This is a genomic window from Microvirga aerilata, from assembly GCF_016743775.1.
GTDB classification, from domain to species: domain Bacteria; phylum Pseudomonadota; class Alphaproteobacteria; order Rhizobiales; family Beijerinckiaceae; genus Microvirga; species Microvirga aerilata.
In genome coordinates, this window is sequence record NZ_JAEQMY010000015.1 from 95,033 (window position 1) to 112,173 (window position 17,141).

Here is a 17,141-nt window from a genome sequence, read left to right on the forward strand (position 1 = left end):
GTTACAGGGGAAACAGCCTTGGCGTTCCTTCGCCGGAGCGAGGTGTCAGGGGATACAGGGCTCGGCGCGCGTGAGCGGATCCCCTTCCCTCGCTCCGCTCGCCGGGGATGACAAGGTAGCGCTCACCTCGTGCCGCTGACCTCGTTGCACCTACCCCGGTGTCATTCCCGGCCGGAGCGTAGCGAAGGGGAAGGGAATCCATACCGCTGTGCATATAGGTGGATCCCCTTCCCGCGCTTCGCGCGCCGGGGATGACAGGGTGGCGCCTCTTCCCTTCCCTTGCGGGATGGATCGAGGGGGGGTCGAAAAATCAGAGCACGGGCCTTCATCGGAAGAGTACGAGGCGGACACGGCGCCTCCCTCTCCCGCACGGCAGAGGGAGAAGCGGCGAGCCGGTCTCAGACCTCACCCCCTTCCCCTTTTCAGGGGCAGCATGGCTTCGACGCGCCAGCCCCTCGGGAGCATCCGAATCGACAAGCCCCGCGTCTGGGCCATAATCTTTCCACGCAAAGCGGCGGTGAAGCCTGGAGGCCCAACCATGTCCATCCCGACCCTGATCTTCCGCACCATCCGCTGGTCGGCCTGGGACGGCTGCGAGGCAGGGCTTGAGCATGCGGATGTGCGGCCGGCCGATGGCGGGCTCAGCATGTCCGGCGTGGTGATCGCCCAGGAGGACGGCGCCAGGTTCGGCCTCTCCTACCGTCTCAAGCTCGATGCCCTGTGGCGCACCCGGCAGGCGCTCTTGAGAACCACATCGGGGCACGTGCTGCATCTGGAGAGCGACGGCCAGGGGCACTGGCAGGAGAACGGCAAGGATCAGCCGGCGCTCCAGGGCTGCATCGACGTCGACATTCAGGCGACGCCGCTCACCAACACCCTGCCTGTCCGGCGCCTCGACCTGGAGACCGGGGAGAGCATGGAGATCCGCCTCTGTTACATCTCCATGCCGGAGCTCATCGTCTCGGCGGCCAGCCAGCGCTACACGGCCCTGGACGCAGGCTCCCTCTACCGCTTCGAGAGCCTGGAGGACGGGTTCACCGCCGATCTGCCCGTCGATCAGGACGGCTTCGTCCTCGACTATCCCGGCCTGTTCAGGCGCCTGGGCTGACGCTTCTTTCCCGAACCGTGACATCTGGGCACATGGGATTGTGCTGGCGCCCGCCGTCGAACTCGGGTAAGTCTTTGATAATACACGTAGTTTTTAGTAATTCTAAACTAGAACAACAAATGATCGTCTGTTCCTGCAACATCCTCTCCGACGGCGACGTGAAGGCCTGCCTCAAGCCGGGGCCCGATTGCCCGCGCACGCCGGCGCAAGTTTACCGCTGCCTCGGGTGCAGCCCCAATTGCGGGCGCTGCGCACGAACGATCCGCGCCATCATGGATCAGGCTCTTGCCGCTGCGGGCGTGGAGCCCATCGCGGCCTGCCAGCGGGGCTGCTGCCCGACGGCCCTCGAAAGGGCCGCCGCCGAACCCACCCTTTGAACAAAGGGGCTTTCACCCTAGTTCACAAATCCTCTAAAGAGTGGTGTGGCGCGTCCGGCGCCGATTGGTCGAGAGGGTTAGGATGAAGGGTGATCCCAAGGTTATCGAGTATCTCAATCGCGGCCTGCGCAGCGAGCTGACGGCGGTCAACCAGTACTGGCTGCACTACCGGCTCCTGGACGATTGGGGCTACAAGGAGCTTGCGAAAACCTGGCGCAAGGAATCCATCGAGGAGATGCACCACGCGGATCGCTTCATCGAGCGCATCATCTTCCTTGAAGGCTTTGCCAACCTGCAGGTGCTCGATCCCCTGCGCATCGGCCAGAACATCCAGGAAATTCTCGAATCCGACCTTGCTGCGGAATACGAGGCCCGCAACCTCTACGGCGAGGCCGCCGGCTATTGCGACAGCATCGGCGACCGGGTGTCGAAGAACCTGTTCGAAGAGCTCATGACGGACGAGGAAGGCCATATCGACTTCCTCGAGACCCAGATCAACCTGGTCGAGCAGATCGGCGTCGAACTCTACGCCCAGAAGCACATCGGCGGCCTCGACGACGATCACTAGGCCCTAGTCTATAGAACCGACCTCATCCTGAGGAGGAGTGCGTCAGCAATCCGTCTCGAAGGGCGAGGCTCCTGGAGAAACCGAAGGCCCGCCCCACGGCGGGCCTTTTGCTTGTCAGGTCGATTTGGCGAGCTTCCCCGGCTCCTCGATGGAGGCGATCGGCAAGGTCACGAGGCGCAGCTCCGGATCGTCCGGATCGATCCGCACCGAGAAGCCGAGGCTGCGGCACATGTCGAGCATGGTGGAGTTCTCGCGCAGCACCTGCCCCTCGATCTCGCGCAGGCCCTCCGCCTTCGCCCACTCGATCATCAGCCGCATCAGCTCCCAGCCGAGACCCAGGCCCTTGAGGTCGGAGCGCAGCAGGATGCCGTATTCTCCGGTCTCGTGATTGGCGTCCGCATGGAGGCGCACCGCGCCCATCATCTCGCCCGTATCCTTGTCGAACGCCACGAACGCGATGGCGCGGGCGTAGTCGAGCTGCGTCAGGCGGGCCAGGAAGGTGTGGCTGAAGTCGCGGACCGGCGCGAAGAAGCGCAGGCGCAGGTCCTCCGGCGTGATCTTCTCGAAAAACTGCCTGAACTCCTCCTCGTCCTCGGGCCTGACGGGACGCACGCAGGCCGCGCGGCCGTTGCGCAGCCTGAGCGTGCGTTCCCACTCCTTCGGGTAGGGCCGCACCGCAAAACGGGGATGGCCGCTGCCTTTCCGGGTCTCGGGCGCAACCGCCACCCGGGCATCCACCGCGATCACGCCCGTATGGTCGGCAAGCAGCGGGTTGATGTCGAGCTCGCGCACCTCGGGCAGATCGGCGGAGAGCTGCGCGAGCTTCACGAGGGTCAGCGCAATCGCCGCCTCGTCGGCGGCCGGAACGTCGCGATAGGCCTTCAGCCGGCGCGACACGCGGGTGCGGGCGATGAGATCCTCCGCGAGCTTGAGATCGAGCGGCGGCAGCGCCAGCGCCTTGTCGTTGATGACCTCGACCGCCGTGCCGCCCCGCCCGAAGAGCACCACGGGGCCGAAGGACGGATCGTCGGCCAGGCCCACGATGAGCTCGCGGGCCTTGGTCCGCCGCACCATGGGCTGAACGGTGACGCCCGTCACGTGAGCGCCCGGCTTCAGGCGGGCAGCCCGCTCGAAGATGTCCGCGGCTGCTTTCCGGACGGCCTCCTCCGTCGTCAGGTCGAGCTTCACGCCGCCGATATCGGATTTGTGCACGATGTCCGGGGAAAGGATTTTGACCGCCGCCGTCCCGCCCTCCCGGATGATGGGCCGGGCCGCTTCGGCGGCTTCCTCCGGCGTCGTCGCCAGGATCACCGGGGCCGTGGGGATGTCATAGGCCTTGAGCAGCGCATTGACCTCGAGGGGATCGAGCCAGCGCCGGCCCTGCGCCAGGGCGTGGGCGATCACCGCCTGAGCGGCCGCCACGTCGGGCTCGAAATCGTGCGGCAGGCTGTCGGGGGTCTCCATCAGCTGGTTCTGCGCCTCGCGGTAGCGCACGAGCTGGACGAAGCCGCGCACCGCGTCGGCCTCAGTCGCGAAATGCGGGATGCGCGCCTCCTCGAACGCACGCGCCGAATCCGGGTCCTCGCCGATCCAGGCCGCGAAAACGGGCTTTTGCCGGTACCCTCGCGAGCGGTCCCGCCTGACCACATCGGCGACCGCTGCGGCCACATCGGATGCGCTCGCGATGGCGGTCGGCACGTTGAGGATGAGAACCGCGTCGTTCTCCGGATCGGCCAGCAGGGCCTCAAGGGCTCCCGCATAGCGAGCGGGGGTCGCGTCGCCCACGATGTCGATGGGGTTGGCGTGGGACCAGGTCGGCGGCAGGATGGCATCGAGAGCCTCCCGGGTCTTGTCCGACAGGGCAGCGAGCCGCCCGCCGAGATCGATCAACCGGTCGACCGCCAGAACGCCGATACCACCTCCATTGGTAAGAACTGCCAGTCGATTGCCAGGGAACGGCTTCTGCCGGCCGAGGGTCTCGGCCGCGGCGAAAAGCTGATCGAGATCGAGCACGCGCAGCAGGCCGGCCCGGCGGAAGGCCGCGTCGTAAACGGCGTCGGAACCGGCGAGCGCGCCCGTATGGGTCGCAGCGGCCTTGGCCCCTTGCGCATGCCGGCCCGCCTTGATGACCACCACCGGCTTGATGCGCGCGGCGGCGCGGGCCGCCGACATGAACTTCTTCGCGTTGTCGATGGATTCGATGTACAGCAGGATCGCCCGGGTGCCGCTGTCCGCCGAGAAGAAATCCAGGCAGTCGCTGAAATCCACATCGACCTTGTCGCCCAGGGATACGACGGCCGAAAACCCCACCTGCCGCTGGGCCGCCCATTCCACAAGACCTGCCACCAGCGCACCCGATTGGGATACGAGCGCCAGGTCGCCGGGCTTCGCGCTGTGCGCCGCAAAGCTTGCATTCATCTGCACCCGAGGGGCGATCACGCCGATGCAGTTGGGGCCGATGATGCGAAGGCCATGGCGCCGGGCGGCAAGCCGCACCTTGTCGCCGAGGGAGCCCGGACCATGGCCAAGCCCAGCGGTTGCAATGATCGCGGCGCTGACGCCCCTGCTCCCGGCTTCCTCGACAACCCCGAGCACTCTTTCCGGCGGCACCGCCACGACGATGAGATCGGGCGTTTCGGGCAAGGCGCCGAGGGACGCAAAGCAGGGCCTCTCCTCGATCTCCCGGTGGTGCGGATTGACAGGGTAGACCGCACCCTTGAAGCCGCCCTTTGCCAGGTTCTGCAGGAAGATCAGCCCCAGCGAGCCGGGCCGCGGACTCGCCCCGATGACCGCCACGGAGCGGGGTGAGAAGAACTTGTCGAGGCGATAGGTAGACATGGGGATCCTTCGTCTCGCGAGAACCTGGGTGATGGCACAAAGCTAATGCCGATCCGGCAGGGTTCAATCGCGGATCCATCTGTAGCGGATATCCGGCACGCGCTCCTCATTGCCCGAACCATCCGTCATCTCGACGGCTCTGAAGCCGCGTCGTTCGTAGAAGCGGCGCGCTGCGGCGTTCTGCTGGAAGGTCCACAGGTCCAGGCGGAGGCGCCCCTCCTGCACCGCGAACAGCAGGGCAGATCCGACACCCCGGCCGTGCCAAGCCGGCTCGGTATAAAGATGATCGAGCCATTCGTCCCTTGCGGCTGCAAAGCCGACCGGGTGATCTCGTGCTTCGGCCAACAGGATGGTGCTGCCCGGAAAGACTATATCCTGGAAATAGGCCAGGTCCTCGTCCGGGGTGTGGAGGTCCGGCAGGTAAGGCAGGCAGGCTGTGCGCACATGGCGGTGCAGGCGAGCGACGGCCCGCATATCCGACAAGACAGCACGACGCAGCGTGAAGCCCGGCACTATTCCGCCAGCACCCGGGTAGGCGGGAAGATCACCTCCACGAGGGTGCCCTCATCAGGCTGGCTCGCGATCTGCAGCGCGCCCCGGTTCGCCTCGACCAGGGCCTTGGTGAGCGGAAGCCCCAGTCCCGTGCCGCCGCGCTTGCGCGAGGTGGCGAGCTGGCGGAACGGCTCGAGGGCAGCCTCGACCTCCTCCGGCGTCATCCCGATCCCCGTATCGCGCACCCGAAACGCCACCTCGCCCCGGTCGGTCAGGGCCGTAGAAACGATCACCTGCCCGCCCGCATCCGTGAACTTGATGGCGTTCGATACAAGGTTGAGCACGATCTGGCGCATGGAGCGCTCATCGGCCACCACCGGGGGCAGCTTGGGCGCGAAGCTCATGCGCATGACGATGCGGTCGCGGGCGGCTTGCGGCTGGAGAAGGGTGACGCAGGACGAGACGAGATCGTTGAGGTTGACCCCGGAAAACGACAGCTCCAGCCGGCCTGCTTCGATCTTGGCCAAGTCCAGGAGATCGTTCACCAGGCTGATCACATGCGAGCCTGAGGCGTGGACGTCCTTGAGATATTCCTTGTACCGCTCGTTCCCGATCGCGCCGAAACGCTCCTCCAGCATGACCTCGGCGAAGCCCAGAATAGCATTGAGGGGGGTGCGGATCTCATGGCTGATCTTGGCCAGCAGATCGGACTTCTGGGCGCTGGCCTCCTCGGCCGCATGCTTGGCGCCGATGAGCTCGCCCTCCGTTTTCTTGAAGGCCGTGATGTCCCGAAGCACCGCGCAGAACTTGCGGTCCGGCCCATCGCCCAAGCGGCCCATGGTCATGAACAGCGGGATCGTGCCGCCCTGGCGTTCCCGACCGAGCACCTCGCGTCCATCGTTGAGCAGGCATGCGACACCCGGCGAGCGCAGCCCTTCGAGGTAGTCGAGGGCGACCATATGGCTCTCGGGCGCCAGAAGCACCGTGATGGCGTCTCCGGCGACGTCCCGCTCATCGTAGCCGAAGAGCGCTTCGGCAGAGCGGTTGAGGGAGAGGATACGGCCCGTCTCGTTGAGCACGATCACGCCGTCGGTGGCCGTGTCGAGGATGGCCTCCAGCTCATGTACCCGGTCTTCGCGGGAGGGCTGCACCTCCCCATTCGCTACCCTGCTGATGACCATGAGGTCCGCCGGCTCGCCATTCCATTCGGCGGACGAGGAACGCACGGTCACGGCAATGTTCTCGTTCGAGCGCCTGGTGAGCGCGAGGGCCGAATCCTCCTCGCCCGAGCCCCCAAGGACAGGGGAGCCGCGAAACAGATACACGAGGCCGCCGTCAGCCTGGATCTGCTCGACATCATCGTAGCCAGCCAGGTCCAGGAGAAACCGGTTGGCGAACAGAACCTGCTCTCCGCGATGAACCAGGATTCCGATCGGCAGGCGGTCGAGGAGCTTGTCGCCATCAGCCGGAGCGGCGGCTATCGGAAGCGCCTCGTTCTCCGCCTCCCATGCGGGCTCGATGGGGGAGACTGCCTCGACAGGGCGCTCGCTTTGCGAAGGGGCGTCCTCTTCCAGGCGGGCTCCCAGAGCACGGGCGATTTCACGGAAGGCGCTGCGTTCCGCGTTGGAGAGGCTCGACGGCGGGGCGGCTACGGGCCGCTTGCCAGCGCCGCCATGCTCATCCTTGGGCTGAGGCGGATTCGAGACTGAGAGAGCTTCGGCCACCTGGTCCCGAAGATCGGCGAACCAGCCATCCTCATCCGAAGCCTCCGCCTCCGGGGCAGGCTCCTCCGGCGGGCGAAACGGCAGCGTCTCGTCGGCCAGCAAGCTCGGGACGACGATGTGGAGCCGAGGCTCTTCCGGTGCGCTCCGCTCGCGGGCGGCATCCATGCGCAGGAGTCCGAACCCTCGAAATCCGATGAGGTCCCTGTTTGCGGCAAATACCGGCATCCCGGCCCAGTCGACAGGGACCTGCAGCGTCGAATGATCGATGTTCCAGAAAACGGTATGTCCGCTCCATGTCCCACGGCGCGCGAACAGGGCAGCCACAGCTCCGTCCTGATCCTCGACGAAAGATCGGGCTACCTCCTCCCAGGTCAGCCCGACAATGTCGCCGGCCGCGGGCCCCACGGCTGCGGCCAGCTCGGGAGAAACTTCGGTAAAACGGGTCTGCCCATCGGCCTGCCAAATGAAGCGGATCGGTCCCAGGGGCCTTTCCGGCAATGGGGCGGGCCCACGAGCGGCTTCGGACGAAGGCGCCGCAGGACCGACGGATCCTTCTTGCGCCTGAGCAGGCCGGGAGCGTGTGGCCATCTTTGGAACCGGCCCGACAAGGGCGGTCACGAGAACCGTCTCGCCGCTGTCCAGGGTGGCCAGGCGACAGGCGCAAGCGACCGGCAGCCACGGGCGGGTTGGATCGAGTCGCAAACGCTCCAGCCGGCTGCCCTGTCTGGGCGCAAGCCCCTCGGCCAATGCCTTGAGACCGTCCCGGGCCTTTAGATCCGCCTTAACGTGGCCGGTCTCATCGGTCAGGGCATCCCGAAGAGCGCCAGCAGCCGGCGATGTCCAGAGCAGTCGACCCCCCGCCCGATCCCACACGAGCACACCCGCGCCAGGCTTTGCCAAAAGGCTCAGGCCCGGCTCGGCGGCAAGCCGCGCGATCATGGCTTCGAACGGGGTGGGGGCATCCGTCATGAACGGCCTTTTGCCTCAAGCTGTCTCAAGTCACCTACTGCAAGGGTTCTAGACTAATATCGGCAGCCAAGCATGCAAGGCGGAACACTTGAATCCTTTTACTTTGAGGTAACCTTAATAAGGCAGGCATGAAGGTGTTGATTTTGCATCGCACAATGTGATATTGCACTGCACAAATGCCTTACAACGAGGAGTGATCCATGGCGACGAACCAGCCCCAAGGTTATGAAATTCCCCCGGAAATGCGCGACTTCGCAGAGAAGAGCGTCGAGCAGGCCCGCAAGGCCATCGACGGCTTCATGAGCGCCGCTCAGAAGACCGCCGACACGTTCGAAGGCTCGGCGAATACGGTCCAGGCCAGTGCCAAGGATGCCGCCCGCAAGACCTTCTCCTATACGGAGCAGAACCTCTCCGCCGCTTTCGACCTCGCCCAGAGGATGGTGCGTGCGAAGGATATGCAGGAAGCCATGCAGATCCAGGCCGAATTCGTTCGCTCTCAATTCGAGGCGATGCAGTCCCAGATGAAGGAATTCGGCTCCATGGCCCAGTCCGCCATGAAGCAACCGGGCGGCAAGAAGTAAGACCCTTCTCAAAAACTTCGCGAGGATGTGACGATGGCGGAAGCTAAGACGGCAAAAACCAAGAGGGCAGCCAAGAGCACCAAGATCGCTCACAAGGCCGATCTGGTCGAGATGGCAGCTCACGCGGCAGCCGAAGCGACGGAGACCCTGGTGGATGCCAGCCCTGCTTCGCAGCCTCCGGCCGCAACGGTTCAGCCCATCGAGGCCGGAGCCATCTTCTCCTCCGCGCGCAAGCAGGGTGATGCCATCCGGCAGGCCATGAGCGAGGCTGTGGCAGCTTCGGCGAAAGGCGCCCTGGAGGTGAATGGCAAGATCATCGAGGCTCTGAACATCCAGAGCAGCGCCGCTCTCGACCTGTGGCGTTCGGCCATCAAGCCTTCTCCCCTCCCCGAGGCCTTCCAGGCGCAGACCAGCGCAACACGGCAGGCCTACGAGGCGGCCTCGGCTCAGTGGAAGGACGTTGCAGAAACGACGGCGCTCTGGTTCACCAGAAGCCTCGAGCCCCTGCAGACCCTCCACCGTCAAGTGCGCTAAGTACGCTACCCTAAGACGATCTGATGCGTTAAGGCTCGGCCATCACTGGCCGAGCCTTTTTCATGAACCGCTCCCCTGTCCCGGCAGTTATCGCCGTCGTCATCCGTGAAGACCAGACGCTGCTCGTGCGGCGCGCCAACCCGCCGGACGCAGGCCTATGGGGATTTCCGGGCGGGAAGATCGAATTCGGTGAGACCGTCAAGGCTGCGGCCACACGCGAGCTTCGGGAAGAGACCGGAATCGATGCCGAGGCTCAAGACATCCTCACCACTCTCGACATTCTGGTGCGGGATGCCTCCGGCCTTGTGCAGCAGCACTACATCCTGATTGCCGTCCAGTGCCGGTGGATCTCCGGTCTTCCGCTGGCAGGTGACGATGCTCTCGAGGCGCGCTGGTTTCCGATCGGCGATCTCGATCCCGACAAACTTCCCATGAGCGCGGATGTGGATGTGATCGCAAGGCGTGCTCAAGCCCTTGTCTCAGGTTAGCGGGAACTCCTGAGAGTTCGTGACGGTCAAGCCAACCCGAGCCCAAGAAAAAGGCCCTGCCTTCAGAAAAAAGCAGGGCCGAGTTTGTCTCTAGCTTTGAGGCCTCACGGCCGAACTTCACGGATGGATCTGCGCATAATCGGCTCACAAGCTCAAGCCGACCAGCGGCGTTATGGTTGATGGAAAGTAAACGTTCATAAATCATCAAGCATGTTCCAAATGGTAACATGCAATCATATTGCAAATACCTTCTCGGCTCTCTTATTAGTTACCCCGAAAGGCAATGATTGCCTCGCCATTTCTGTTTCTAAGCACGGATTCCAGCTATGCGTACCTCTGCTCTTGGACTGTTCGCTGCCACAGCGGCTCTCGCCATTGCGGCTTCGACCGCCCATGCGGCTGACTTGCCATCGCGCTATTCGCCCGCATCCACCTACAACGCCCTTCCGGTTTTCACCTGGACTGGTTTCTACGCGGGCCTGAACGTCGGCTACGGCTGGAATGTGGGCGACAGCCGCTACTATGATCCCGCATTCGGCACGGCCCGCGGCAGACGGAGCGGCGGTTTCGTTGGCGGCGCCCAGGCGGGCTACAATTACCAGTTCGGCATGTTCGTAGTCGGCGCCGAGACGGACCTTCAGTATGCGGCCGTCGGCAACAAGGGCGCGTCCTACGGCACCACGTACTACCCGGGCGACTCCGATGGATTCTTCGGCACGATCCGTGCCCGCGCCGGTGTCGCTTTCGACCGCGCCCTCGTCTACGGCACCGGCGGCTTCGCTTACGGCGATGTCGGCGGCAACCGAGGCTATGACACGGTGCTGGGACACCACAGCGGCGACGAAATCAACTGGGGCTGGACCCTCGGCGCCGGCGTGGAATACGCCATTACGGGCAACTTCACCGCCAAGGTGGAGGGTCTCTACGTGGATCTCGACACAAAGGACAATTACACCCTCGGCGGCCGCGTCGACATCGATCGTGATGCGGAGTTCGGCGTGCTTCGCGCCGGCGTGAACTACAAGTTCAACTGACAGCACCTTACGCGCTTCAAACGGAAAGGCCCGGCGGCAGCGCCGGGCTTTTTCGATTCAGGGGAGCGATGCTGACATCCGCCCTCGAACAGCCTCTGGGGCATTGCCTTGGACAAGGACCCCGTTTTCAGGAAGTTCTCCTCAAGGATCGTTCATGCCCACAGGCACCTGCAGGGCTGGCGCCCCGTCCTCGCTCCGCTTGAGAGCAAGGAGCCGCCGGGCTGCGACTCCGCCCGGCTCGGATGAGTAGAGCCTGCTATTGAGCACCTCCACCTGCCAGCGCTGGAGTTCGAGCAGGGCTTTCAGTCCCCTAATCCGAGCCTGGAGATCGAGAGCATCCTTTAAAGGGTCTGGTCCGCCGGTCGTCATGGGACCATCCCTGACAATCTTGGGATGAATCATGTCTGAACGCGAGATCTGAAACGATTGGAATGAATGAGGTCTGCTGGCCGGAACCCTTGTCCCGGAAAGCTATGGCAAAGAAGAGGCAGGATCACTTAGGACTTCAGAACCAGCACCGATTGACCACCCGTCATAGGTCTCTCCCGGCACTCGATGCAACTCTCTTACGTCCGGCCTGAGAAGACAAGTTCTTATGACTCCGTGATGCGCCTGCCTGTGGGCTTGCCTGCCAAGGTGGGCGCTTTTTAGACACAGATAAGCCTCTCCGATGGCCTGCACTCCAATCGCCAATCGTAAGCAGGAACCGCATGCAAAGTTCGGCAGTTGCATCGGCAGAGCTTGAGAGAGGTAGATCGATGCCTGACACTCGCCACGAAGCGGAAGCGGAGAAGATTCTTTCGGCGTTGAACTCGTCCCGGCCCGATGACCAAAGCCGCCTTCTGGCCGAGGCTCTGGCAACGGCGGAGCGGCGTGGACGCCAGATTTCCGGGAGAGAGAAGGAATCCAGCGGCTAAGCCCTTTATCTTCCGCTAACCACAGCCAACAGATCCCCGTCGATGATCAAGGTTTGCCACCCCCTGCGACATTGACAGCGAGGAACGGCGCATGCTGAGGCACGTTGCTATCCTGTGCGATAGGACACAGCGGAAAGACCTCGGGCGTGATGATCTCCGAGCATTGGAAGGATCAGTCGATGCGCCCCTTTATGATCACGGTTATGGTTGCAGCTTTCGGGGCTCTTGCCGTTAGCTCCGCCGCGCAGGCTCAGTCCGCCGACACCCGCATTGCATCGATGCCTTTTGACGAGTGTCTCTCGATCATCGATGAGGCAGCGCAGGAGGTGGACGAGGCGCCTGTCAAGCTCGTGAGCACCAGCGATGTGGTGACGGTTCGGATCAATGCCTCGGACGGTTTCGTCACCATGTCCTGCAATCGCAGCGACAACAAGATCACCCTGACCAAGAGCCCTGTTCCCGAAGCAGCGGGAATGTCGGCATCGCGCTGAACCGGGTCTGATCAGACGAACGTGAAACGGCGAGCCTTGGGCTCGCCGTCGCTGTTTCAGCCGGGCTCAAGCGGCTCACTTCTTCCTGTTGTAGACATCCAGCGACACGGCAGCGAGCAGCACGAGCCCCTTGATGACCTGCTGGTAGTCGATGCCGATGCCGAGGATCGACATGCCGTTGTTCATGACGCCCATGACGAAGGCGCCGATCACGGCGCCCGTGACCTTGCCGACACCGCCCGTAGCCGAGGCGCCGCCGATGAAGACGGCAGCAATCACATCAAGCTCGAAGCCCAAACCTGCCTTTGGCGTGGCGGTGTTCAGGCGGGCCGCGAAGATCAGGCCTGCAAGGCCTGCCAGCACGCCCATGTTGACGAAGGTGAGGAAGGTCAGACGCTCTGTCTTGATGCCGGAGAGCTTGGCTGCCTTCTCGTTGCCGCCGAGCGCATAAATGCGCCGACCGATCGTGGTGCGATTGGTGACGAACGCATAGAGCGCGATCAGCACGGCCATGATGACGAGAACGTTCGGCAGGCCGCGGTAGGTTGCCATCAGATAGCAGAACGCCACCACGAGAACGGCCAGGAGAGCGTTCTTGAAGGCGAAGAGCCCGAAAGGCGCCGTCTCCACTGCGTGCTTGAGCTGGTTGGCGCGGCTGCGGAAGCTGAAATAGATGATCACCGCCACGCTCGCAGCGCCCAGGAACAGGGCCGTGTAGTTGAATCCCTCCCCGCCGAAGACGTCGGGAATGAAGCCGGAGCTCAGGCGCTGGAACACCACCGGAAAGGGGCCGACCGACATTCCCCCGAGCAACGCCAGGGTCAGGCCCTTGAAGACGAGCATGCCGGCCAGCGTCACGATAAAGGACGGTACCTTGAAATAGGCCACCCAATAGCCCTGGGCGGCGCCGATCAGGCCGCCTACGATCAGGCAGGCAATGGTGGTCGTCACGGGATCGATGCCCCATCGAACCATCATCATGGCCGCCAGCCCGCCGACGAAGCCGACAATGGAGCCCACCGACAGATCGATGTGCCCCGCTACGATGACAAGCAGCATTCCCAGCGCCATGATGACGATGTAGCTGTTCTGGAGAACGAGATTGGTGAGATTGAGCGGCCGCAGGAGCGTACCGTTGGTCACCACCTGGAAGAACAGCATGATGACCAGAAGCGACAGAAGCATGCCGTAGTCGCGGAAATGGGTTTTGACGAACTCCATCCACGACGTCTTCTGCTGGGAAACCTGAAGCTCGTCGGCGGTTCTCGTGTCCATCTCAGCGTCTCCCCGACTTGACGATAGCGTGCATGATCTTTTCCTGGGATGCCTCGGCAATGTCGAGCTCGGCAATCAGGGAGCCCTCGTTCATCACATAGATCCGGTCGCACATGCCGAGCAGCTCCGGCATCTCCGAGGATATCATGAGAACGCCCTTGCCGGCATCGGCCAGCTTGTTGATGATCGTATAGATTTCGTACTTGGCGCCGACGTCGATGCCCCGGGTCGGCTCGTCCAGAATGAGGATCTCCGGGTCGGAGAAGAGCCACTTGCTCAGCACGACCTTCTGCTGGTTGCCGCCCGACAGGTTCACCGTCTCCTGGAAGACGCTCGGACTGCGGATCCGCATCTTGGCGCGGTAATCGTTGGCGACCGCGAGCTCCCGAATATCGTCGATGACGAAGCTTTTGGAGACGCCCTCCAGATTTGCCAGGGTTACGTTCTTGCGGATGTCCTCGGCAAGAACTAGGCCATAGGTCTTGCGATCCTCCGTGGCATAGGCGATCCCGCTCGACACGGCCTTCTCCACCGTGCTCACGTCAACCTCCTTGCCGTGCAGGGTCACCCGGCCGGAGATGTTCTGGCCGTAGCTGCGGCCGAACAGGCTCATGGCAAACTCGGTGCGCCCTGCCCCCATCAAGCCGGCAATCCCGACGATCTCGCCGCGCCGGATCGTCAGGTTGACGTTCTTGACCACCTGCACGTTGGTGTGGATCGGATGATAGGCCGACCAGTTCTCGACCTCGAAGATGGTCTCGCCGATCTTCGGCTCGCGCTTGGGATAGCGATCCTCCATGGTGCGGCCCACCATCCCCCGGATGATGCGATCCTCGCTGATGGCCTCCGCGCGGCAGTCGAGGGTCTCGACCGTGCCGCCGTCGCGAAGCACGGTGATGGAGTCGGCCACCTTCGAGATCTCGTTGAGCTTGTGCGAAATCAAGATCGAGGAGATGCCCTGCTGCTTGAACCGGAGCAGCAGGTTCAGCAGCGCGTCGCTGTCCTTCTCGTTCAGGCTGGCGGTCGGCTCGTCCAGGATCAGGAGCTTGACCTTCTTCGAGAGCGCCTTGGCGATTTCGACGAGTTGCTGCTTGCCGACACCCAGGTTGGTGACCAGGGTCTCCGGCGACTCGTTGAGGCCAACGACCTTGAGCAATTCCCTGGTACGCGAGAATGCCGCCGACCAGTCGATGATCCCATACTCGGCCTGCTCGTTGCCGAGAAAGATGTTTTCCGCAATCGACAGGAGCGGCACCAAGGCCAGTTCCTGATGGATGATGATGATGCCGAGCTCTTCGCTGTCGGAAATGCCCTTGAAGCGGCGCTCCTGGCCCTCGTAGACAATAGACCCGGAATAGGAGCCGTGCGGATAGACGCCGCTCAGAACCTTCATCAGGGTGGATTTGCCTGCGCCGTTCTCACCTACCAGCGCGTGGATCTCGCCGGCCTTGACGGTGATGTTGACGTTGTCCAGCGCCTTGACGCCCGGAAACGTCTTGGTGATCCCCTGCATCTCAAGGATCGCATTCATCGCACAACCTCGGGCGTCTCTAAAGGTGACGCTGCATCATCCTCACTTGAGCTAAGGACCCTGCGCGCGCGCAGGGTCCACGTCTCGTATCGGCTTATTTGAACTGGTCTTCCTTGTAGTAGCCGCTCCCAACCAGAACGTCCTTCCAGTTGGCGGCATCGACGCTGACCGGCTTCAGGAGATAGGCCGGCACGGTCTTGACGCCGTTCTCATAGGTCTTCGTGTCGTTGACCTCGGGCTGCTTACCGGAGAGCACGGCATCGACCATGTTGACCGTCACCTTGGCGAGCTCGCGTGTATCCTTGAAGACGGTCTGCGTCTGCTCCTTGGCGAGGATCGACTTCACGGAAGGAACCTCCGCGTCCTGGCCGGTGATCACGGGCATGGGCTGCTTCGGCGTGCCGTAGCCTACGCCTTTCAAGGACGAAATGATGCCGATGCTCAGGCCGTCATAGGGAGAGAGGACCGCATCCACGCGCTTGTCGGTGTAGTAGGCGGAAAGCAGGTTGTCCATGCGGGCCTGGGCGACCGCGCCGTCCCAGCGCAGGGTCGAGACCTTGTCCATGCCGGTCTGGCCGCTGGCAACTTTCAGCTTCCCGCTCTTGATGTAGGGGTCGAGAACGGACATGGCGCCGTTGTAGAAGAAGAAGGCGTTGTTGTCGTCGGGCGAGCCGCCGAACAGCTCGATATTAAACGGACCCTTGCCCTCCTTGAGGCCGAGCGCCTTCTCGATGTACCCGCCTTGAAGCACGCCAACCTGGAAGTTGTCGAAGGTCGCGTAATAGTCGACGTTCTTGGAATTGCGGATCAGCCGGTCATAGGCAATCACCTTGATGCCCTTGTCGGCAGCCTGCTGCAGCGCATCGGACAGGGTCGTGCCGTCGATAGCCGCGATCACGAGCACCTTGGAGCCCTTGGTGATCATGTTCTCGATCTGGGCCAGCTGGTTCGGGATGTCGTCCTCCGCATATTGCAGGTCGACGTTGTAGCCCTTCTCCTTCAGCACCTTGACCATGTTGTTGCCGTCGTCGATCCAGCGTGCGGATGACTTCGTGGGCATCGCCACGCCGACGGTACCCTTATCCTGCGCCTGAGCGGCGCCAAGCAGGCCGAAGGCTCCGAGAGCCACTGCCGCCAATGTTGTCGTGAATGTCTTCAAGGTCGGTCTCCCTCTTGTTCATGCTCGGGCTGTTGTGACTTCCCGCCCGGCACCTGTTCGGCGTTTCCACTCAAGCACTTGCAGCCCCTGCGGCTGTGCTGTTTTCCCCTGCGGCTCTTCATAACGGGTTTAGGTCCCGTCTTTTTTATGCAGCATTGTCCGGTCCAACCGGCAATTCAAGTGTTATCCGTATCCATAAAGCGCCAGTAGAATAATACTATAATAATATTTTTATCAACATGCTTTTAGGAAGTTGGGAGCGGCTGCTGGCGCTCACTCGGCACTGGAGAAAGCATGTGTCTGGATCGCCGCGAGCGAACTGCCCGCGCGTTTGATCCGCACCCGCTCCGCAGCCTGCAGGATCAACGTGGCCATGGCATCGCTCGCTCCCGAAGGGTTGCGCTGCTCGATTGCGTCGAATACCGCCTGATGCTGCCGCATGACCTCGTTGAAGCGGTCGTCGCTCGATACGGGAGAGCTGATCGTGAAGGATGTCGCCAGGGCTGCCCCAATGACGGATCCGATCGACTGCAGGAAGGGATTGCCGGATGCCTCGAGAATGGCCTGGTGGAAAGCCAAGTCCGCCTTGGTGAAGCCCTGCCGGTTGCTCTCGCACTGGTACATGGCTTGCAGCGCCCTGTGCATCACCTTGAGCTGCTCCGGAGTGCGGCGCAGGGCGGCGGTGGCGCAAGCGAGCGGCTCCAAGGTTTGCCTGATCTCGAACAGCCAGCCGAGGAAGCGGGCATCGACCCCCATTTCGAGGTGCCATTCGAGGATATCGGAATCGAACATGTTCCAGTTGTGCCGATCCAGAACCTTCGTGCCGACCTTTGTCTTGGACTCGATCAGGCCCTTGGCCGCGAGCGTCTTCAAGGCCTCCCGAAGTGCCGTGCGAGACACGCCGAACAGCTCCATCAGCTCGGCATCGCCCGGGAGGATGCTGCCGACCGGAAAGCGCCCCTGCATGATGTTCTGGCCGATACCGTGGGCCACGAGATCGTGGGCCGATCTGGTTCTTGAGGGCCGCTGGAAACCGTTCACCAAAACCATGATCC

At 63.0% G+C, this 17,141-nt stretch carries 17 protein-coding genes; 9 read left to right on the forward strand and 8 right to left on the reverse strand.

What is annotated here, in order from left to right; genetic code table 11:
• The first annotated feature begins 538 nt into the window (after positions 1–538).
• From JKG68_RS12885 to bfr, 3 genes are all read left to right on the forward strand, one after another.
• The gene (locus tag JKG68_RS12885) at positions 539–1,108 is read left to right on the forward strand and encodes a putative glycolipid-binding domain-containing protein (RefSeq protein WP_202059980.1); all 570 of its coding nucleotides are present in this window, start codon (positions 539–541) and stop codon (positions 1,106–1,108) included.
• Positions 1,109–1,227: 119 nt separating this feature from the next.
• Positions 1,228–1,485: a (2Fe-2S)-binding protein gene (locus JKG68_RS12890; RefSeq protein ID WP_202059982.1), complete on the forward strand. Its 258-nt coding sequence runs from the start codon at positions 1,228–1,230 to the stop codon at positions 1,483–1,485.
• An 82-nt stretch (positions 1,486–1,567) separates the two neighbouring features.
• The gene (gene bfr, locus JKG68_RS12895) at positions 1,568–2,053 is read left to right on the forward strand and encodes a bacterioferritin (RefSeq protein ID WP_202059984.1); all 486 of its coding nucleotides are present in this window, start codon (positions 1,568–1,570) and stop codon (positions 2,051–2,053) included.
• Between the two features lie 114 nt (positions 2,054–2,167).
• Here bfr and JKG68_RS12900 read toward each other — a convergent pair whose 3' ends face one another.
• From JKG68_RS12900 to JKG68_RS12910, 3 genes are all read right to left on the reverse strand, one after another.
• Positions 2,168–4,891, reverse strand: coding sequence for a bifunctional acetate--CoA ligase family protein/GNAT family N-acetyltransferase (locus JKG68_RS12900; RefSeq protein ID WP_202059986.1), 2,724 nt, complete (start codon positions 4,889–4,891; stop codon positions 2,168–2,170).
• 63 nt (positions 4,892–4,954) lie between these two features.
• On the reverse strand, positions 4,955–5,404 hold the full coding sequence (locus tag JKG68_RS12905) for a GNAT family N-acetyltransferase (protein ID WP_312890786.1): 450 nt from the start codon (positions 5,402–5,404) through the stop codon (positions 4,955–4,957).
• Complete coding sequence (locus tag JKG68_RS12910) at positions 5,404–8,076, reverse strand: PAS domain-containing sensor histidine kinase (RefSeq protein ID WP_202059988.1); 2,673 nt, start codon at positions 8,074–8,076, stop codon at positions 5,404–5,406. The genes JKG68_RS12905 and JKG68_RS12910 overlap by 1 nt, the downstream gene beginning before the upstream one ends.
• A 200-nt stretch (positions 8,077–8,276) precedes the next feature.
• On the opposite strand from JKG68_RS12910, the gene JKG68_RS12915 reads away from it, so the two are divergent.
• The 4 genes from JKG68_RS12915 to JKG68_RS12930 all read left to right on the forward strand — a co-directional run bounded on the left by JKG68_RS12915 (position 8,277) and on the right by JKG68_RS12930 (position 10,713).
• The gene (locus JKG68_RS12915) at positions 8,277–8,657 is read left to right on the forward strand and encodes a phasin (protein ID WP_202059990.1); all 381 of its coding nucleotides are present in this window, start codon (positions 8,277–8,279) and stop codon (positions 8,655–8,657) included.
• Positions 8,658–8,690: 33 nt separating this feature from the next.
• On the forward strand, positions 8,691–9,191 hold the full coding sequence (locus tag JKG68_RS12920; protein ID WP_202059992.1) for a phasin family protein: 501 nt from the start codon (positions 8,691–8,693) through the stop codon (positions 9,189–9,191).
• A 62-nt stretch (positions 9,192–9,253) separates the two neighbouring features.
• Entirely contained in the window at positions 9,254–9,679 is a 426-nt protein-coding gene (locus tag JKG68_RS12925; RefSeq protein WP_202059994.1) for an NUDIX hydrolase, read from the forward strand.
• A gap of 326 nt (positions 9,680–10,005) precedes the next feature.
• Positions 10,006–10,713: an outer membrane protein gene (locus JKG68_RS12930; protein ID WP_202059996.1), complete on the forward strand. Its 708-nt coding sequence runs from the start codon at positions 10,006–10,008 to the stop codon at positions 10,711–10,713.
• A 141-nt stretch (positions 10,714–10,854) separates the two neighbouring features.
• On the opposite strand, the gene JKG68_RS12935 is transcribed toward JKG68_RS12930, so the two are convergent.
• Positions 10,855–11,082 carry a hypothetical protein gene (locus tag JKG68_RS12935; RefSeq protein ID WP_202059997.1) on the reverse strand — a complete coding sequence of 76 codons (228 nt, stop codon included), beginning with the start codon at positions 11,080–11,082 and terminating at the stop codon, positions 10,855–10,857.
• 389 nt (positions 11,083–11,471) lie between these two features.
• Between JKG68_RS12935 and JKG68_RS12940 the strand changes: the two genes are divergently transcribed.
• Together JKG68_RS12940 and JKG68_RS12945 are read left to right on the forward strand one after the other, a co-directional pair.
• A complete protein-coding gene (locus tag JKG68_RS12940; protein ID WP_202059999.1) occupies positions 11,472–11,630 on the forward strand; it encodes a hypothetical protein in 159 nt (52 codons plus the stop codon).
• A gap of 179 nt (positions 11,631–11,809) precedes the next feature.
• Positions 11,810–12,121, forward strand: coding sequence for a hypothetical protein (locus JKG68_RS12945; protein ID WP_202060001.1), 312 nt, complete (start codon positions 11,810–11,812; stop codon positions 12,119–12,121).
• Positions 12,122–12,196: 75 nt separating this feature from the next.
• Here the strand turns inward: JKG68_RS12945 and mmsB are convergent, their stop codons facing one another.
• The 4 genes from mmsB to JKG68_RS12965 all read right to left on the reverse strand — a co-directional run bounded on the left by mmsB (position 12,197) and on the right by JKG68_RS12965 (position 17,136).
• Entirely contained in the window at positions 12,197–13,342 is a 1,146-nt protein-coding gene (gene mmsB, locus JKG68_RS12950; protein ID WP_376773141.1) for a multiple monosaccharide ABC transporter permease, read from the reverse strand.
• Between the two features lie 55 nt (positions 13,343–13,397).
• On the reverse strand, positions 13,398–14,927 hold the full coding sequence (gene mmsA, locus JKG68_RS12955; protein ID WP_202060005.1) for a multiple monosaccharide ABC transporter ATP-binding protein: 1,530 nt from the start codon (positions 14,925–14,927) through the stop codon (positions 13,398–13,400).
• A gap of 94 nt (positions 14,928–15,021) precedes the next feature.
• Positions 15,022–16,065, reverse strand: coding sequence for a multiple monosaccharide ABC transporter substrate-binding protein (gene chvE / locus JKG68_RS12960; protein ID WP_376773142.1), 1,044 nt, complete (start codon positions 16,063–16,065; stop codon positions 15,022–15,024).
• A gap of 294 nt (positions 16,066–16,359) precedes the next feature.
• Positions 16,360–17,136: a FadR/GntR family transcriptional regulator gene (locus JKG68_RS12965; protein ID WP_202060009.1), complete on the reverse strand. Its 777-nt coding sequence runs from the start codon at positions 17,134–17,136 to the stop codon at positions 16,360–16,362.
• Positions 17,137–17,141 lie beyond the last annotated feature (5 nt).